The organism is Arthrobacter pascens, from assembly GCF_030815585.1.
Classification (GTDB): domain Bacteria; phylum Actinomycetota; class Actinomycetes; order Actinomycetales; family Micrococcaceae; genus Arthrobacter; species Arthrobacter pascens_A.
The window spans coordinates 2,251,486-2,268,619 of record NZ_JAUSWY010000001.1 but is presented as its reverse complement, the minus strand read 5'-3'; the positions used below and the strand labels follow the sequence as shown (position 1 = coordinate 2,268,619).

Here is a 17,134-nt window from a genome sequence, read left to right as displayed (position 1 = left end):
TCCGTGTAGGTCCGTCAGGGTGCAGTCCTGCCGCTCGGCCCTGGTGCCCGGGCCAGAGGAGCGAGTCGTCTCAGCCAGTCCATCCCCTGGTCCTCCTCGGCGAAAACGACTGGATGGTCGGCACGGCGCTCACTCCTCTGACCGAGCGGATCAAAGACCGTTCCCCCCGCCCCGGGCTCGAGCCCGGGGCCCCCTTCCGGTTCATCGTCCGGGAATCAAACTAGCTGAATCTACTCATAGACTTTGGAGAATCTTGACCATGGCATCTTCGCCCCGCCTCATCGTCAATCTGGACATCGCAGGTCCCACCATCAGCCGCCACGTCTACGGTCATTTCGCTGAACATCTGGGCCGTTGCATCTACGGCGGTTTCTGGGTGGGGGAGGAGAGCGAGATCCCCAACACCCGGGGCATCCGCAATGACGTTGTGGAAGCTCTGCGCGAGCTGCGCATCCCGAATCTGCGCTGGCCGGGCGGCTGCTTCGCCGACGAATACCACTGGCCTGACGGCGTCGGCCCTCGTGAGCAGCGCCCGCGTATGGTCAATTCCCACTGGGGCGATGTTGTGGAGGACAACTCCTTCGGTACTCATGAGTTCATGGACCTCTGCGAGATGCTCGGCGCGGACGCCTACGTCAACGGCAATGTCGGCTCGGGGACCGTCCGGGAGATGAGTGAGTGGATGGAGTACCTCACCCGTGCGGACGATTCCCCCATGGCCGCTCTACGCCGGGCGAATGGCCAGGACGAGCCTTGGAAGGTTCCGTTCTTCGGCATCGGCAACGAGCCTTGGGGGTGCGGCGGTCATATGCGTGCCGATGCCTATGCCGATCTGGCCCGCCAGTACAGCACCTATGTGCGGAATCACAACGGCAGCGAGGTATACCGGATCGCTGCCGGTGCCAACGACGAAGACGTAGCCTGGACCAAAGCCCTCATGGAGGCACTGCCTGACAAAGGCAACTCCAGCCGCAAGAGTTCGCCTTACCAAGGCATCTCCCTGCACCACTACACGATGTCCGGTCACTGGGATGCCAAGGGTTCGGCAACCGCGTTCAGCAAGGAGGAGTACTGGAAGACCATCAAGTCCGCCCAGCACATCGAGACCCTCCTGTCCATGCACTCCACCATGATGGATGTCTATGACCCGCACAAGGCCGTGGGCCTGGTCTTGGACGAATGGGGCACCTGGTGGGATGTGGAGCCCGGCACCCATCCCGGCTTCCTGTACCAGCAGAACACCGTCCGCGACGCCCTGGTGGCGGCCATCCACTTCGACTCCTTCCACCGGCACGCGGACCGCCTGGTCATGGCGAACATCGCCCAAACTGTCAACGTCCTGCAGGCCATGCTCCTCACCGATCCGGAGAGCGGCGCCCTGGTCAAGACCCCCACCTTCCACGTCTTCGCCATGAACGCAGGGCACCAGGATGCCGCGGTGCTGCACACGCACCTGGACCTTGACACTCCGCACGAGCTGGACGGGGACCGGCTCCCCACCTTCACAGCTTCCGCCAGCACCAAGGACGGTCAGGTGCTCATCTCCGTGGCCAATCTGGAGCTGGAGGGCGAGAGCGAGGTGGTCCTGGACCTGCGCGGCGGCCGGTTGGAGCAGGTGGAGGCACTGGTGCTCGGCGGCGACAGCGTCGCCGCGTTCAACGTTCCCGAGCACCCCTACGCCGTCGCGCCCCGTCCTCTCGCGGTGAAAGAGCGTGACGACCAATTGGTGCTCCGCCTGCCGGCGCACTCCTTTGCGACCATTTGCGGCACGCTGGCCGGGCAGGCTCCCGAGGTCGCCGCCGCTGCCGCCGCGGTGCTCACCGCTCCCACCACGGGCAGCAAACCCTGCCTCAGCTGCTGAGCGGCTTCGTTCGACGGCGCAGCCTGCCCTCGTGACGCAGAGGATCACCACCAGTTCCAGCAACCCCAACAACCAACAACCCTCAAGAAACCGACAGGACCGGACAGCAGCATGCCTCTTTCTGACCTTCCCCTCGAGCAGCTCCGCGCGCACACCTCAACAGTGACGCCCCCGGATGACTTCCACTCTTTCTGGGATGCCACCCTCGAGGAGGCGCGAATGTTTCCCCTCGATGCCATCTTTGAGCCTGCGGAGCAGTATTCCCGGAACATGTCATCCAGGCCCACCACGCCTTCATTGAACGTCGCTGGCAAACCCGACCCGGCCATGAAGCCAGGGCCGCATCAGACACTGAGTGGGCGGAATTCGAACAACACTTCCTCCTGCGCAGGGTCGCCCTTGATACCTGCCACCGCCCCTACGCAACCCCCTGTGTTCACGAACACGTCTGCATCAAATGCCGCTTCCTGCAGATGGACCATGCACAACCCGGGCGCCTGGAGGACGTGACCAACAACGCCGAGGAACGACTCGCCGAAGCACGCCAACACAAATGGCTCGGCGAAGTCAGCGCGCTGGAAGAAAGCCTCGTGCACCTTCGACGGCGACGGGAAGAAGGAGCGCGACTCCGCGAAACAGTCGAGGACCAAGATCGGTGCTGAAGCGGGTCGCAACGGGTCCTGAGCATGTTTCCCCTGCTGAGACTGAGATGCCTACCCTCGATGATTGCCGCAGGCGGCGGGCCGCATTTCTGCAGTGTGAACTCGGGTTAGTGTCGTTCCCGCATGAACACCCGGTCCCGCCAGGCCGGCGTTTGAGCCAACCCGGACCCGATTCTTGGACGGGGCAGGCGAGGAGACTCCGCCGAGCTCGGACCTGACGCTGGACGTCAGCGGAGGCTCGGATTCATCCTGCGCATACTTTTGTCCTACCGGAGATTGATAGTCGTTTCAGGGTAGTAAGGCTGACCTGGGCGATCCTGACGACAGACCCATAGTGTGTCCACAGTGAATGTCGGCAAATGCCCGAGCCGATCAACCGCTGCACGCAGCTTGTTGAAGTCGATCGAGCGGCCTTGTTCGAGGGTCAGATGGGGAGTCCATCCGTCGAGCTCGAAGTAACGTGCTGCATCTCCCGGAGCTGGGTTGATGCTCTGCAGGAGCACGTCGTGAAATCGTAGATACGCGGAGAATCAACCTCAAGGTACGCGACCGTATCACCGAAGGACGCAAGTGAACCTAGCTGTACCTTCACTTCGCCGAAGTGCACCCGGGATTGCCGCAGCCGACTCATCCACTCGGGCTTGTCCTCCCCATTGTCAGGCCCCTCGCTTGACGAGGCCGACGAGGCGCGACAGTTGCACCTCCTTTACGCATATGCCGCGTTCCATGGCTCGGGGGTTGGTACGGCCCTACTCAATGCGGTCATCGACCGGAGTGCGCCTGCTGCCCTTTGGGTCGCCGACCCTAATCCGCGCGCACAAGCCTGCTACCAAAAACATGGATTTGTCACCGATGGAGCGGTGAGAACCGAAGACAACTTGCGGTCGGTTCGAATGGTCCGAGCCACCTAAGCAACAAACGCTCAATAAAGGATTCATTAACCGGAATGACGTGTGCCGGTCTATTTAAGTGGTGGCATTTTGGCGACGCTAAATGTCGCCCCTGATTCCCGTAAGCCGCCGAATCCTTAACGGGCGGTGCCTTCTATGCTTCCCCGGTGTGAGTGGAGTCGGACGGAGCTACGTGAAAATCGACGACGTCGACGAAGGCGTCGGCCGGCGTAGCCGGGTAGTGCCGTCGAAGGCCTTCGAGGTAGCCCTCGACAGTTCCACCGTTCGAAAGGCGGAGTCGTGCGGGAGTTAGGTCATTGTCACACTGTGGCGAAGGGTTCCTCTCGGGCACCGCCCGACCGGAACTCACTACCCTTCCTCTGAAGTGGTTGCTTATCACGCGGCTGGCCCTTGATTTAGGTTCCCAACCAGTGCTCAGGTCAAGGTATTGATCTTAGCCGCCTGTATGTACCTGGTGAGGATCCGCACAGGCGGGTGAAGTGGTCGTAGAAACTGCTTTGCGAACCGAATCCAGCCGCGTGGGCGATCGCGAGTGTTGTCATTGATGTCGTGATGAGCAGTCGCTGGGCCTCAGCAACCCGGCAACGAGTGAGATAGTTTCCTAGCGTCGTGCCGACCATGTCACGAAACAGTGTCATTGCATAGTTTGGGCTTAGATGCGCGGAGGAGGCAATGTCCGACATCGAGATGTTCTGTCGGAAATGGGTGGTCATGAACTGCGCCATCGTAGTAATGCGCATCATGCAGTCACCTGTCGCGGCAGGAAGGGTTTGATTTTCGTCTGCATCAGAGCTTGACTGCAAATGGTGTTGCAGCGCTCGTCTTGTCACGGCATGCGCCTCAAGGAGCGCAATCGTCTCGCCCTCGCAGCTTTCCAAGTCACTTGTCCAGGACTTGAACATTGATTCTAAGTTGCGCTCGACAGCGGCTGCTGGAACAACGATCAGTTGATTCATGAGGAGTTCGTTGAGATTTCGGTTGGGAAGCCCCCAGCTCAACACCTTGGGAAGTGGAATGTGCAGCCACCAGATGTCGCTCGGCGTCGCATCTTTAGCAATGAGTCGATGAGGCGTAGCCGCCCAGAACAACGCAATTTGGCCGCTTTCAATTCTGACCCGGGAGCCGCCGAACAGATACTCCAAGGCGCCGTCCAGAACGAAATTAAGTTCAAGGTCGTCGTGCCGGTGCGCTCTCGGCATCGAAGGCACCTCGCCTCGCCATACCGAGAGCCGGGATGCAGTTATTTCGACGGAGTCAGGGGATTCTGGCAGCAGGGTTTCGACGGGCATGGCCCTAAACATACATGCCATCGTAGTATCCCGGAACATTCGCCGTTTGGAACGGAAGTGAGATTCTAGGATGCAGCCTAGCTTGGATGGATGACAACATCCTGTTCCCAAAAAATTACAATCATCGGTGCCGGGGGGTTCGTGTTTCCGTTTCGCCTCATAGGTGATCTGTTGAGTTTTCCGGCCCTCCGTTCCAGCACCCTGTGTTTGATGGACCTTGACCCGGAGCGGCTATCGCGCACTGCTGATGCTGCCCGATCCCTTATAGCCCACCATGGTTTCGATACCAAGATTGTCGAGACCATCGACCGCCGCGAGGCCCTCCGCGATGCTGACTTCGTCATCATTACCTTCCAAGTCGGCGGTATCGATTCCTACAGGCACGACGTTGAGATCCCGCGGAAATACGGTGTGGACCAGGCGGTCGGGGATACTGTCGGTCCGGGAGGTGTGTTCCGATTCCTCCGTTCCGTCAACTCCTATGACGCCATCGCAGCGGATGCTCTGGAATTGTGTCCCAATGCGCAGTTCATCAACTACGCCAACCCGATGGCCATGGCGACAGGGTTCCTCAACGCAAAAGGACTTAAGGCCGTCGGGCTCTGCCACAGTGTCCAGGGGACGACGCGGATGCTGGCCCGGACCCTCGATGTTCCCTACGACGATGTGAGTTTTGTCTGCGCCGGCATCAACCATCAAGCCTGGATTCTCAGTTTCCGCCGCGGCGAAGAAGACCTCTATCCAGGCCTGCGTGCGATCATGCAAAGCCGCCACGTCCGAGGCCAGGGGGCAGACAGCCTCGCAAAGGACGACGGTGATCACAGCGAGCCCGCTGAAGCTGCCAGCAACTACGAGGGGGGCAACGAACAAGTACGCACGACGATTATGGACGCCTTCGGGTTCTTCCAGACCGAGTCCAGTCATCACGCGTCCGAGTACCTGCCGTACTTCCGAAAGTCGCCGGACCTTACTCTGGAATACATTCCGCAACGCTGGGACTACTTCGAAATCTGTTCCAGCCATGATGAGCAGGGCGACATCGACGTACAGCTCTCAATATTGAAAGCGAACCTCGCTACCTCGGTCGAGTACGGCGCGAGCATCATCAACTCGATGGTGACGGGAACACCGAGCGTTGTTTACGGCAATGTACCGAACGACGGATTGATCGGGAATCTTCCGGAATCCGCTTGCGTTGAGGTGCCTTGTTTGGTGGACGGGAATGGGGTGCAACCCACTGCGGTCGGCGACCTGCCGGCTCAGCTCGCAGCCGTCAACAGAACCAATATCGGCGTACAGGATCTCGCCCTCAGAGCTGCGCTAACCGGTGTGCGTGAACACGTGTACCACGCGGTGATGCTCGACCCGTTGACGAGCGCCCTGCTCACACTCGATCAGATCCGCGCCATGACTGACGAGCTCCTTGAGGCGCATTCCGGACTTCTGCCAGCAGCACTGCGCTTGTAATCACTCGCTTGTAATCACTACACGCCGAGTATTCGGCGCGATCAATATCGCCCTGCTCCTGGTCTTCGCCTATATCCCGGTGATCGGCAACATTGGGGCGTTCCAGGACTACTCACCCTTCGTGGGCACCACAAAGGTTTGTTAGCGTTCACACTTGTCGCTGGGAGCAATCGCTCCCATGCAGCAACGGTTATTTGGCGTCCTCTGCCGGCAACCCGTATGTCCCGGAGGACCGTTTTTGTTCAAGAAATCTCTAATGTCAAGGAGAGTCCCACGTGAAATTGCACCCCCCTCGAAGAACCCGCCTGCGGCTGGTCGCCGTCATGGGCGCCGTGCTCGCGCTGCTGGCGACCTGTTTCCTGGGCGCGGTCAGCGCCCAAGCGGCCCAAGGCTGCGAGGTTGATTACAAGGGCACCGGCAACGGCCGCCTCTGCAAGCCGACCACCTCGGTCACTGCCATGGAGCAGGTCGCGGCCATGCAGCCGGGCTGGAACGTCGGCAACGCCCTGGACGCGCTGGGCGGTGAGACCGCCTGGGGCAACCCGCTGATCACCGAGGAACTCCTCCAGACCATCAAGGCCAACGGCTACAAGTCGATCCGCCTCCCGGTGAGCTGGGACCAGTACACCGGCCCGGCACCGGACTACACGATCGACCCGGCCTGGCTGGACCGCGTCGAGCAGGTCGTCGACTGGGCGATCGCGAACGACCTCCAAGTGATGGTCAACATGCACGACCAGATGTGGACCAAGGCGCTGCCGGACGACCGTGAGAACGTGCTGGCGAAGTTCGACTCGATGTGGACCCAGATCGCCGAGCGGTTCAAGAACCACCCGTCCGAGCTGTCGTTCGAGAGCATCAACGAACCGCAGTTCCCCACTGACGAGGCCAACAAGGACGCCCACACCGCCACGCTCAACGTCGCCTTCTACGAGGCCGTCCGCGCCACCGGCGGGAACAACGGAGACCGGCTCCTGGTGCTGCCGACGTGGGTCACCAACTCCGAGCAGCCGCACGTGGACGCGCTCAAGGCCACCATCGACTCCCTCGACGACGACATGATCGCCGCCACGGTCCACTTCTACGGGTTCTGGCCCTTCAGCGTCAACGTCGCCGGGGTCACCACCTACGACGAGGCGACCCAGCAGGACCTCGAGAACACCTTCCAGCGTGTGAACGACACCTTCGTCGACAACGAGATCCCGGTCATCGTCGGGGAGTGGGGCGTCCTCGGCTACGACTACACGCGCCCCGGCGTCCCCCAGTCCCAGCAGTACGGCGAGCTCCTGAAGCTCTTCGAAGGCATCATGTACCAGGCCCGGGAACAGCACTTGACGTTGATGCTGTGGGACGCCGGCTCGTACCTCAACCGCCACACTCTCGAATGGCGCGACCCGCACCTGCACTCGTACATGGACTCGGGCCTGACGACGCGTTCGGGCACCGCCTCGTTCGACTCGATCTACCTCGAGAAGGCCGGGACCATCGCGGACGAGTCGCTCACCCTCAACCGCAACGGCCTCGAGTTCGAGGGCCTGTGGCACGGCGACACCGCACTGGCCGAAGGCGCTGACTACACCGTCGAGGGCGACACGCTGACCCTCACCGCCGCCGCACTCACCCGCCTTGCCGGCGACCGCGAGTACGGAGTGAACAGCACGATCGAGGCGCGCTTCTCGGACGGTGTGCCGTGGCAGATCCACGTCATCACCTACGACACGGCGCAGATCGCCGACCTCACCGGGACCACGGACCCCGTACCTTGGTCCCAGTGGTGGGCCTGCAACTCCTCGTGCTTCGCGATCCCGACCGAGTTCAACGGCGACGAGCTTTCCACGATGGAGGCCAAGTACGCCGACGGCACCAACGCCGGACCCCACACGTGGACCGCCTTCAAGGAGTTCTGGGCGACCTACCGGCCCGACTACGATGCGGGCACGATCAGCCTCACCCCTGACTTCTTCAACGAGGTCAGGGACGACGAGCCCGTCACCCTCATCTTCCACTTCTGGGGCGGCGGCACGATCGACTACACGATCACCAAGTCCGGCACGACCGTGACCGGAACCTCCGCCTAGGCGGCAATCTGCAAGGCGGCGTGGGGACCTGGGTGCCCACGCCGCTTCAGCTCTTTGGAACCCGGAAGCATGGGCACTGGACAAAGGCCTGACATTACCCTCCCTGAGCAAGCTCACTGACGCGGGAAACTAGCCAGTCTATTCGCTCTTCTCAAGCCACTCCCCTAATAATAGTGAACTACCGATAATGGGGATTCCGTCAACTAGATAGCGAACAGGGGAGTGGCCGCCAAGGCGAGATAAAATCCTGCGTTCGGCTGCATCTCGCTTCGCACCTGTACCGGCCACTACTGGGAAGACATGGAGACATCCAGACCTGTCCATAGCCGGTGAGTTACTCCCGCAAACGGCCCGGCCACGGCGCGCTCCGGTGCAACCCCTGACGGATCTCGCCGCAGACCTTGGTCCAGGTGGCACGCCCTTAGTCCTACTCGACGATGTCCTCTGCGATGTCCTCCGCCCACAAGTCCGGGTTGTTTTCCTGGAATGTGCGCATCATGTCCACGCAACGCTGGTCATCCAGGACCACCACCTCAACGCCACGTGATCGCAAAAGCTCGAACTCGCCGTCGAACGTGCGCGCTTCACCCACCACGACCCGGGGGATCTTGAACTGGATGATGGTTCCGGTGCACATGGCACACGGGGCGAGGGTGGTGTAGAGCGTGGTGTCCCGGTAACTCTTCTGCCGGCCGGCCGCACGAAGTGCGGACATTTCCCCGTGCGCGATGGGTCCCCGTTTTGGACTTGTTCGTTGTGTCCACTCGCGATGACCACCGTCACGCGCGACCGTTCTTTCATCGTTCCTCCTTGCGCGGCGCCGCCGCACCGGCAGCCTCCCGTTCGTGCTCCTCGTGTTCCCGGACGCCTTCCGGAGGACCCTCATAGCCATGGTCTTCGTCCATCGTGACTTCGTCGAACGGGAAGGCACCGGACAGGACCTGCTCCACCTGGTCTTTGTCAATTTCCCGGGTCCAGGTGCCGATCAGCACCGTGGCCACGGCGTTGCCGGTGAAATTGGTCAGCGCCCGGGCCTCGGACATAAACCGGTCGATCCCCACGATCAGGCCCACACCCTCCACCAGGTCCGGCCGGTGCGACTGCAGACCGCCGGCCAGGGTGGCCAGTCCAGCCCCGGTGACCCCAGCGGCGCCCTTGGAGGCGATGATCATGAACACCAGCAGCGAAATCTGCTCACCGATGGACAACGGCGTGCCCAGAGCTTCCGCGACGAACAACGCGGCCATGGTCAGGTAAATGGCCGTGCCGTCCAGGTTGAAGGAATACCCCGTCGGCACCGTGATACCGACCACCGGCTTCGCGATACCCAGGTGCTCCATCTTGGCGATCAGCCGCGGCAGCGCCACCTCGGAGGATGAAGTGGAGAAAATGAGCAGATATTCACGGGCCAGATACCTCATCAACCGGAAGATACTGACCCCGGTGACGAACTTCAACAGAGTCCCCAGCACCACAACGATGAAGACAATGCAGGTGATGTAGAAGGCGAGCATGAGGGTCGCCAAGCTGATAATCGCCTGGATGCCAGTCTGCCCGACGACAGCGGCGATGGCGCCGAAAGCACCGATGGGCGCCAGCCACATGATCATCGCCAGGATCCGGAACACGAGCGTCTGGACCGAACCAATCGCTTTGAGAATCGGCACACCCGACCGGCCCATCCGCTGAAGGGCGAAACCGACCAGCAGTGCCACAAACAGGGTCTGCAAGATGCTGCCGGAGGTCAGCGAGGACAGCAGCGTGGTCGGGATGATGCCCAAGATAAACTCGGTGGTTCCCGCGGCCTCCCCGCCTCCGGCTTCGAAGGTACCGCCCTGGAGGTTGAGCCCTTCACCCGGCTGAACGAGGTTGCCGACAATGAGCCCGATGGCCAGTGCGAACGTGGACATTAGCATAAAGTAGCCGAGCGCCAGACCGCCGACTTTGCCCACCGTGGCTGCCTTGGCGATCGACCCAACGCCCAGCACGATGGTGCAGAAGATGATCGGGGCGATCATCATCTTGATCAGTGCAATGAAACCGTCGCCCAACGGCTTCAGCGCCTGTGCAAAGCCCGGCGCCACCAGACCGAGCACAGCGCCCAGCACGACGGCTGCGATCACCGACACATAGAGAACATGGGTCCTGTCCTTCTTCTTCCTCGCCTCCGGGGGAGATGCTGCACTGCCCGCAGGGACCTGCGCCGAGGATGACATCGAAAGCCTCCTTAAGATGCGGTGAACTACTCGATGTCTACTAATGTCCCACTGTGTAAACGGGATCGCTAGTGCGCGTGAGATAGTCCCCGGCCTCTCCCTCCGCTACAACCTCATCACGCCCTGATCACGCCGACCGCACGGCAACGCGCACCGGCCGGCGCGGAACGGGGCGGTGCCCAACCGGCGGGGATACGACATTGTGGTGGAGGCATCCAGCAGGACCTCAGGCGTCCGACGGGCCATCCGTGCCACGGCCCCCGGGGGAGTCTGCACGGCAGTGGGCTACTACGTGGCCACCAATACCGGCGTCCCCCTGATGCACATGTACGCAAACGACATCACGCTGCACCTGGGCGTCTCCCACCCCCGGGCAGTGCTCCCCGAACTTTTGGACTGGATCAACGCCAACAATTTCCCGGCCGAAACGGTCACCAGCAGCCTGGTGTCTTTTGATGATGCGCCGCACGCCTACGCGGAGCGGACCACCAAGCTGGTCCTTCACAGGCCGGCGGTCACAGCTTCCTGATCACGGCTTGCTGCCGACGCCCTTCGGCACAAAACAAAGCTGCCGCGCCCCTTGGTTGGGGAGCGCGGCAGTCGCTCTGTGCTGCTCAGAATGACTCAGAAACGCAGTGTGCACATTGTGCACACTGTTGGCTTCGTACTGGGCCGTACATCGGCCGGACTGGCTCGGTTTGCCTATGTTTTCTGGAGTTCCCAGTGTTTTCAAGGGTTGGAATGCGGTTCGAGTCCCACCTCGGGCACAGTGGATCCCCTCGTCAGAGGGGTTTTTGCTTTGACGTGTGTACAAAGCTTGTGGTGGCGTCCTCTGACGCTAGGTTCGCGGGTTGTGGCCTGGCCGCCGCGGGGCCTGTTTAGGTGTGTGGGTGGGGGTTCAAGTCCCTGGCTAGTGGGCCTTCCGCCTGCTCTCTACTGGGGCTATGCGTTCCTTTCTTGGTTGTGGCGGCCTGGTTGGCCACTTACCTGTTCATGGTCCTTGACTGTCTTGATGACATGACTTGGGGCAACTTTTTCTAAGCTTGTTCCTGACTAACTGCTCCGAGTCGTCTAGGTGCGTGGGTCGATAAGGACATTTGTCGGGCCAAAGGTGGTGTGGACATTGTCCACACTTAAGTCTGTTTTTTAACACCTGATCACGGTTGGCATGCTCCTCTCTCCTAGCCCTACACGCATTCATTGGCGGCACGTGGGCTGAACGACATGACTACCGCCGAGCAAAGTTCTGACGGCGGGCTGTTGCTTCGTCCCGGAACCTGTGAAACGACTCGTTGGCATGGGCGTGCGTTCGGCGCGGGTCAATCGGGAGCTGGCAGACTGAGATTCGACGGTCTTGTCTGCTGCAAGGCAGTGCCGCATATACGTGTTTGGCCAGAGGTGTGAGGGTTCGGGGAGGCTGTTCCGAGGTCGGGGACCGCCACTTACGGCGGCTGCGAATGGTCCTGCACATGTAGGCTGACCGTTGCTTCGAAGGTCATTTCCGAACGCTGGAAATGAGAGGGACTTTTGGAACAACTTTTGTGGCGCTCTAGTTACGCGGATCTAACAGTGTCGGTGTCATTTTCCGAAGTCGTCACGGAATGTCCGAAGTCGGTTAGCTGTTAGGGTCAGGTTCCGCAGAAGGTGCGGTATGCGCCGAAGTCTTCCGGGGCGCCAGCGGTGTATTGCTCAAGACCAGTACGCTCGTCGTAGGGAGCAGCCACAGCGTCCAGAAGTCTTTTGAGCGGATCAAGATCGCCCTCAGTGGCCGCAGCGAGGGCTTCTTCCACGAGGTGGTTGCGGGGAATGTAAGCAGGGTTGACCCGGTCCATAGCGTCGGCGTCGGGTTTTAAGGCGAGCCAGCGTTCCGTCCAGGCGTCAAACGCTGCCAGGTCCAGGACCATTCTCCGCGCCGATTCCGCATGCCCGCGGGCCGCTTTGGCGAGGTTCCGGAAGAATGAGGTGTAGTCGACGGGACTTTCCTGGAGGAGAGGCAGTAGCTCGTCGACGAGAGTCGACGCCGCGTCGTCGTCGCTGTTGTTATGCAGGCCAAGCTTGGCCTTCATGCCTGCCGACCAGGCGGCACTGTACTGCCCGCGGAACGTTTCGAGTGATTCAACTGCAAGCGCCACCGCCTGCTCCTGGTCCTCGTGGATGAGCGGCAGGAGCGTTTCGGCGAGCCGGGACAGGTTCCACTCAGCCACTAGCGGCTGGTTGCGGTAGGCGTAGCGGCCACCCTCGTCGATGGAACTGTAGACGGCGGCCGGGTTGAATGCATCCAGGAAGGCACACGGACCGTAGTCGATGGTCTCGCCCGAGATCGTCATGTTGTCTGTGTTCATCACGCCGTGGACGAAACCCACCAGCATCCACTGGGCCATCAGCGAAGCCTGGGCGGCGATCACCGCCTGGAGCAGTGCAAGATAGGGGTTCCCGGTTTCAGCGGCAGAGGGATGGTGACGGATGATTGCATGATCTGCGAGTCGGCGCAGGAGGCCGATGTTGCCGGTGGCCCTTGCGTATTGGAAGCTGCCCACGCGGAGATGGCTGCTGGCCACGCGGGTGAGCACGGCTCCCGGCAGGACAGTCTCACGCTGTACGGGGCGCCCCGTTGCCACAACGGCGAGGGATCGTGTGGTGGGGATTCCCAACGCGTGCATCGCCTCGCTCACGATATACTCCCGCAGCATCGGACCGACGACGGCGAGACCGTCACCACCGCGGGCGAATGGTGTGCGACCGGAGCCTTTCAGGTGGAGGTCGCGAAGCTGGCCGTCCGTGTGCGCGACCTCACCGAGCAGGAGGGCACGCCCGTCACCCAGACGAGGGGCGTACCAGCCGAACTGGTGACCGGCGTAGGCCTGCGCCACCGGTGTGGCACCGTCGGGGACCCTGTTTCCAATCAGCATCAGAAGCCCCTCAGGACTCCGGAGGAAGGCAGGGTCCAGGTCCAGCTCAGCTGCCAGCGGCTCGTTGAGTACAAGCAGTCGCGGGTCAGGAACTTCCTCCGCCCGCCACGGAATAGCCATCTCGGCAAACTCGCGGGCGAAGCGACCGTCCAAGGTAACGGTGGATTCAGCTGCGGCAGTCATCTATTAAGGATAGCGGCGACGCCGTGACCGTCAGGGTTTCGTCCAGCCAAGTCGGAGACATAGGGAAAGGTGCAGGACCCTGGCGCCTTCAATCACATGTGAGACAAGGGCTGGTATTGCCTTGACTCAATGGTAGTTGGAACCGCCCATTTAGAGGTTCCCTGAGGTTATGTTGGCGTTTGCTGGTTGGTGGACCGGTCGAGACGGGGAGCTCGTCCATCTCCGCTTCCAGAGCGGTCTCCAGGGCATTTTTCGTCAACCGGTTCAACAGCCCGTCCGGGCCGGCAAGGTCGACGCCCTGTTCCCTGGCCTGGGCCAGGAGCTGCTGCGCTAACTCTTGCTGATCCACTTCAGTCGCCAGCGGCACCATGGTTCCGCTCATGATCAGTCCTCCCCGCCAGGCATCGCCCGGCATGTGAGGCCAATCCCGGATCCACCGCTATTCAGACACCCCCGTTCCGGACACGGCTACGGGAAGAGCGTTGTGGAATTACTTCCGGGACAGAAGTGTTACGCGGGAACCTTCAGGTTCTGCCATTTTCAGAAGCCGTCTGCGCAGATGTCAGAAGTCGCCTACACCGATTCCTGACCACATTTCTCACTCAGAGCCTCGATGGTGCCGACTCCCGCTCCCGCGCAGTTCGAGCGGACGTGCCGAGGGCGGCACCGATAACCTCCCAGGAGTCTCCGTTCGCGCGGGCTGCGCTGACGGCGGCGTCGAGCTCGGCCTGGGCCTTCGCGGCGGCCGTCCGGGCAGCGGTGATCCGGCGGAAGTCCGCGGCGTCCCTATCAACGTGAGGCGCCGGGCTCAGGCGAAGGAGCGTACCATCCACCCGCAGCGGCGCGGCTAGGTGCTCGACGTGCAGGACGTAACCTTCATCGGGCTCGCGCTGTACGTAGACGGTGAGGACGGCCTTTCCCTCGCTGTCATCAAAGTCCACTTTCCCGTAGCTCTCACGCGGGCCAAGAGGCCATGGCCGCGGCTCCAACCGCTCTCCAGCTTCGTACGGTGTCGGCCCGTAGACGGGCTTCCCAACCCGGAAGCCGGGGGCTTGCGCTTCGGGAGGGGTCATACTGACCGTTCTCCTTCAAGTTGTCTTGCCACTGCACCCAGATGCGTAGAGGCCACAGCAAGGGCTCCGAGATGGGCGATACTGCTTCATATTCGATTCCCCCATCCACTTGATCACTTGATGTTCGCAGCGGCATGCGGGCAGCGCTCTAGTACAAATACCAGTACAAGTCACTGCGGGTTGAAGCGCACGAGTACCCGGTACTCGATTCTCCCCGCCAAGAGGTAAACGACCATGCAACTGAACTAACGCAAGAAGGGAGACGGTTTGCACCGTCTCCCTTCTTATTTTCATTGGTCCTATCACGCAGGGCCGTTCTTGGCCCGTTCAGGCCCCACGGCTGCCCCTGCGCGGCTCTTCTTGGCCCTAGCCGCGCTCTTCGTTTCGCGGCGTCGCTGTCACAGATCTGGCGCGGGCGGTGTCTTCATGTCGTAGGACCCAGAACCGACCCGCAGGAGGAGTCATGACCACCAGGATCCCGGCCGCAGAAATCACCGGTTTCTACGGCGCACTCATCAAGAAGTTCAGCACGAAGATGTTCGGCAAAGTCCCGGAATCGCTGGGCGTAATGTGGCACAACCAGCCCGTTCTCAAGGCATCCATGGGCTTCGGACAGAAACTGCAGAAGTGGAACAGCTGCGATGAGTCGCTGAAGTCCTACGCTCACATGGCCGTAGCCTCCCTCATCGGGTGCTCGTGGTGCCTGGACTTCAACTACTTCATGGCGCACAACCACGGCCTCGACCTGGACAAGGCTCAGCAGATCCCGCGCTGGCGCGACTCCGGGGTCTTCACGCCCCTGGAGCGGGATGTCCTGGAATATGCCGAGGCCATGAGCACGACTCCCGTAATCGTCACGGACGAGCTCGCTGCCCGGCTGCTCGAGCAGCTCGGCGCACCGGCCCTGGTTGAGCTGACCAGCGTCATCGGCTACGCCAACCTCACAACCCGCGGCAACGTCGCGCTGGGCATCGAGTCCGAAGGATTCGCGGATGCCTGCGGCCTGAAGCCGCTCGCGGTACCAAGCGGGCGCGGAGTAGCCTGACCGACATGGGCAACTCCGGGACCACCGACAAATTGGACCTCTTCGTCGCCCACCGCAGCCTGCTCTTCACCGTCGCCTACGAGATGATCGGCTCCGCCGCCGATGCCGAGGACGTGGTGCAGGAGACCTGGCTGCGGTGGTCGGACCTGGGCGCAGGGGCCCGCGCAGAGGTGCGTGACCCGCGGGCCTACCTCGTTCGTATCGTCACCCGCCAGGCGCTCAACCGCCTCCGCGCGCTGTCACGACGACGGGAGGATTACGTCGGGGAATGGCTGCCCGAGCCCCTGCTCACCGTGCCGGATGTCGCCGAGGACGTGGAACTGGCCGAAAGCGTCTCGATCGCCATGCTCACGGTTCTCGAATCGCTCACCCCTGTGGAGCGGGCGGTCTTCGTACTGCGGGAGGTTTTCGACGTGCCCTACGAGGAGATTGCCGAGGCCGTGGGCAAGTCAGCGGCCGCCGTGCGCCAGATCGTCAGCCGTGCGCGCTCTCATGTGGCCGCCCGGCGCCCCCGCATGCGCGTGCACCGCAGCGAGCAGCAGGAAGTCGTCGAACGGTTCCTGGCGGCGGTCACCACCGGGGATGTGCAGGGCTTGATGGACGTACTGGCGCCTGACGTCGTACTCATCGCCGACGGCGGCGGCGTCGCCCAGGCAGTTCGGGTGCCGGTGTACGGCGCGAAGAAGGTGACAAATCTGCTGCGGTCCTTCCCGCAGGCCGCGCTCAACCCGAAAATTGCTCTGCTCTGGCTCAACGGCGCCCTCGGCATCCGGATCGACGACGAAGCAGGCGGTCCGTCACTCATCAGCCTGGTGGTGGAGGACGGCAGGATCGCACGGATCTTCGCCATGCGGAACCCGGACAAACTCGGCCACTTGGAGGAGGAGACCAGGCTGGCACGTTAGCCGCTCAGACCCTCCAGAGCGACTCGGTGCCAGGCGTAACGCGCTCCAGGGCATTATGGTGTCTTGGAGCTGTGGTCCGACTTGATGAGGAAGGGATCGCCTACTTCGGTTTCGAACGCGGTCCCTAGGAACGCCCGGTAATCCATCGACCGATTCGTCGCCTTCAACTGGTCACTGGGTGGCCCGGACTGCAGGCTGTCAAAAAAGCCGCTTCCCAGCCTCTTTCGAATGCCGATAATGGACGTTTCGTTCGGTCTGGCCTCAGCCAGCTCTTCCTGGTTTGCCTTTGAGCGGTCGCCATTCTGGGATGTCGTTGTCGTAGCGGACAGGCCGCCATGCGAAGTGCGAGAGGACAACGTGGGGGACTGGTGCTGGATCAAGCAATCCGTGTAGTCCAGCCCGTCCGGGCGCCCGAGTCGGCGAATGGGGCAGCGAAATGGGCAAAAGAAGGGTGTGCACATTGTGCACACTTTTCGCTTCGGACTGGGCCGTACATCGGCCGGACTGGCTCGGATTGGCTATGTTTTCGGAAGTT

General features: G+C 61.8%; 12 protein-coding genes and 3 pseudogenes. 8 read left to right on the top strand and 7 right to left on the bottom strand.

The features are described 5' to 3' along the window. Positions 1-259 precede the first annotated feature (259 nt). On the top strand, positions 260-1,861 hold the full coding sequence (locus tag QFZ30_RS10550) for an alpha-N-arabinofuranosidase (RefSeq protein WP_307075955.1): 1,602 nt from the start codon (positions 260-262) through the stop codon (positions 1,859-1,861). Positions 1,862-1,972: 111 nt separating this feature from the next. Beyond that, positions 1,973-2,110 (top strand): annotated as a pseudogene (locus QFZ30_RS10545) (acetylxylan esterase); the annotation flags it as partial. 95 nt (positions 2,111-2,205) lie between these two features. Here the strand turns inward: QFZ30_RS10545 and QFZ30_RS10540 are convergent. Then, positions 2,206-2,511, bottom strand: coding sequence for a hypothetical protein (locus QFZ30_RS10540; protein WP_307080432.1), 306 nt, complete (start codon positions 2,509-2,511; stop codon positions 2,206-2,208). A gap of 653 nt (positions 2,512-3,164) precedes the next feature. Here QFZ30_RS10540 and QFZ30_RS21995 point away from each other — a divergent pair. Further along, a complete protein-coding gene (locus QFZ30_RS21995; RefSeq protein WP_373462836.1) occupies positions 3,165-3,434 on the top strand; it encodes a GNAT family N-acetyltransferase in 270 nt (89 codons plus the stop codon). A 419-nt stretch (positions 3,435-3,853) separates the two neighbouring features. On the opposite strand, the gene QFZ30_RS10535 is transcribed toward QFZ30_RS21995, so the two are convergent. Beyond that, positions 3,854-4,723 (bottom strand): helix-turn-helix domain-containing protein, encoded by an 870-nt coding sequence (locus QFZ30_RS10535; protein ID WP_307075953.1) that lies wholly within the window; start codon positions 4,721-4,723, stop codon positions 3,854-3,856. A gap of 90 nt (positions 4,724-4,813) precedes the next feature. Between QFZ30_RS10535 and melA the strand changes: the two genes are divergently transcribed. Both melA and QFZ30_RS10525 read left to right on the top strand, forming a co-directional pair. Then, complete coding sequence (gene melA, locus QFZ30_RS10530) at positions 4,814-6,190, top strand: alpha-galactosidase (RefSeq protein ID WP_307075951.1); 1,377 nt, start codon at positions 4,814-4,816, stop codon at positions 6,188-6,190. 275 nt (positions 6,191-6,465) lie between these two features. Further along, a complete protein-coding gene (locus tag QFZ30_RS10525) occupies positions 6,466-8,268 on the top strand; it encodes a cellulase family glycosylhydrolase (RefSeq protein WP_307075949.1) in 1,803 nt (600 codons plus the stop codon). Between the two features lie 427 nt (positions 8,269-8,695). Here QFZ30_RS10525 and QFZ30_RS10520 read toward each other — a convergent pair. Beyond that, positions 8,696-9,108: pseudogene (locus QFZ30_RS10520) on the bottom strand (nucleoside deaminase); the annotation flags it as partial. After that, positions 9,066-10,484: a cation:dicarboxylate symporter family transporter gene (locus QFZ30_RS10515; protein ID WP_307075947.1), complete on the bottom strand. Its 1,419-nt coding sequence runs from the start codon at positions 10,482-10,484 to the stop codon at positions 9,066-9,068. The gene QFZ30_RS10515 and the pseudogene QFZ30_RS10520, both read right to left, overlap by 43 nt. Before the next feature lie 175 nt (positions 10,485-10,659). On the opposite strand from QFZ30_RS10515, the gene QFZ30_RS10510 reads away from it, so the two are divergent. Beyond that, complete coding sequence (locus QFZ30_RS10510; RefSeq protein ID WP_307075945.1) at positions 10,660-11,013, top strand: hypothetical protein; 354 nt, start codon at positions 10,660-10,662, stop codon at positions 11,011-11,013. 1,099 nt (positions 11,014-12,112) lie between these two features. Here QFZ30_RS10510 and QFZ30_RS10505 read toward each other — a convergent pair. The 3 genes and pseudogenes from QFZ30_RS10505 to QFZ30_RS10495 all read right to left on the bottom strand — a co-directional run bounded on the left by QFZ30_RS10505 (position 12,113) and on the right by QFZ30_RS10495 (position 14,649). Further along, positions 12,113-13,576 (bottom strand): protein adenylyltransferase SelO, encoded by a 1,464-nt coding sequence (locus QFZ30_RS10505; RefSeq protein WP_307075943.1) that lies wholly within the window; start codon positions 13,574-13,576, stop codon positions 12,113-12,115. A 211-nt stretch (positions 13,577-13,787) separates the two neighbouring features. Continuing rightward, positions 13,788-13,946 (bottom strand): annotated as a pseudogene (locus QFZ30_RS22120) (IS256 family transposase); the annotation flags it as partial. A gap of 232 nt (positions 13,947-14,178) precedes the next feature. Then, positions 14,179-14,649, bottom strand: a complete 471-nt coding sequence (locus QFZ30_RS10495; protein ID WP_307075941.1) for a hypothetical protein — start codon at positions 14,647-14,649, stop codon at positions 14,179-14,181. 463 nt (positions 14,650-15,112) lie between these two features. Between QFZ30_RS10495 and QFZ30_RS10490 the strand changes: the two genes are divergently transcribed. Together QFZ30_RS10490 and QFZ30_RS10485 are read left to right on the top strand one after the other, a co-directional pair. Continuing rightward, the gene (locus QFZ30_RS10490; RefSeq protein ID WP_307075939.1) at positions 15,113-15,694 is read left to right on the top strand and encodes a carboxymuconolactone decarboxylase family protein; all 582 of its coding nucleotides are present in this window, start codon (positions 15,113-15,115) and stop codon (positions 15,692-15,694) included. Positions 15,695-15,699: 5 nt separating this feature from the next. After that, a complete protein-coding gene (locus tag QFZ30_RS10485) occupies positions 15,700-16,599 on the top strand; it encodes an RNA polymerase sigma-70 factor (protein ID WP_307075937.1) in 900 nt (299 codons plus the stop codon). Positions 16,600-17,134: the final 535 nt, after the last annotated feature.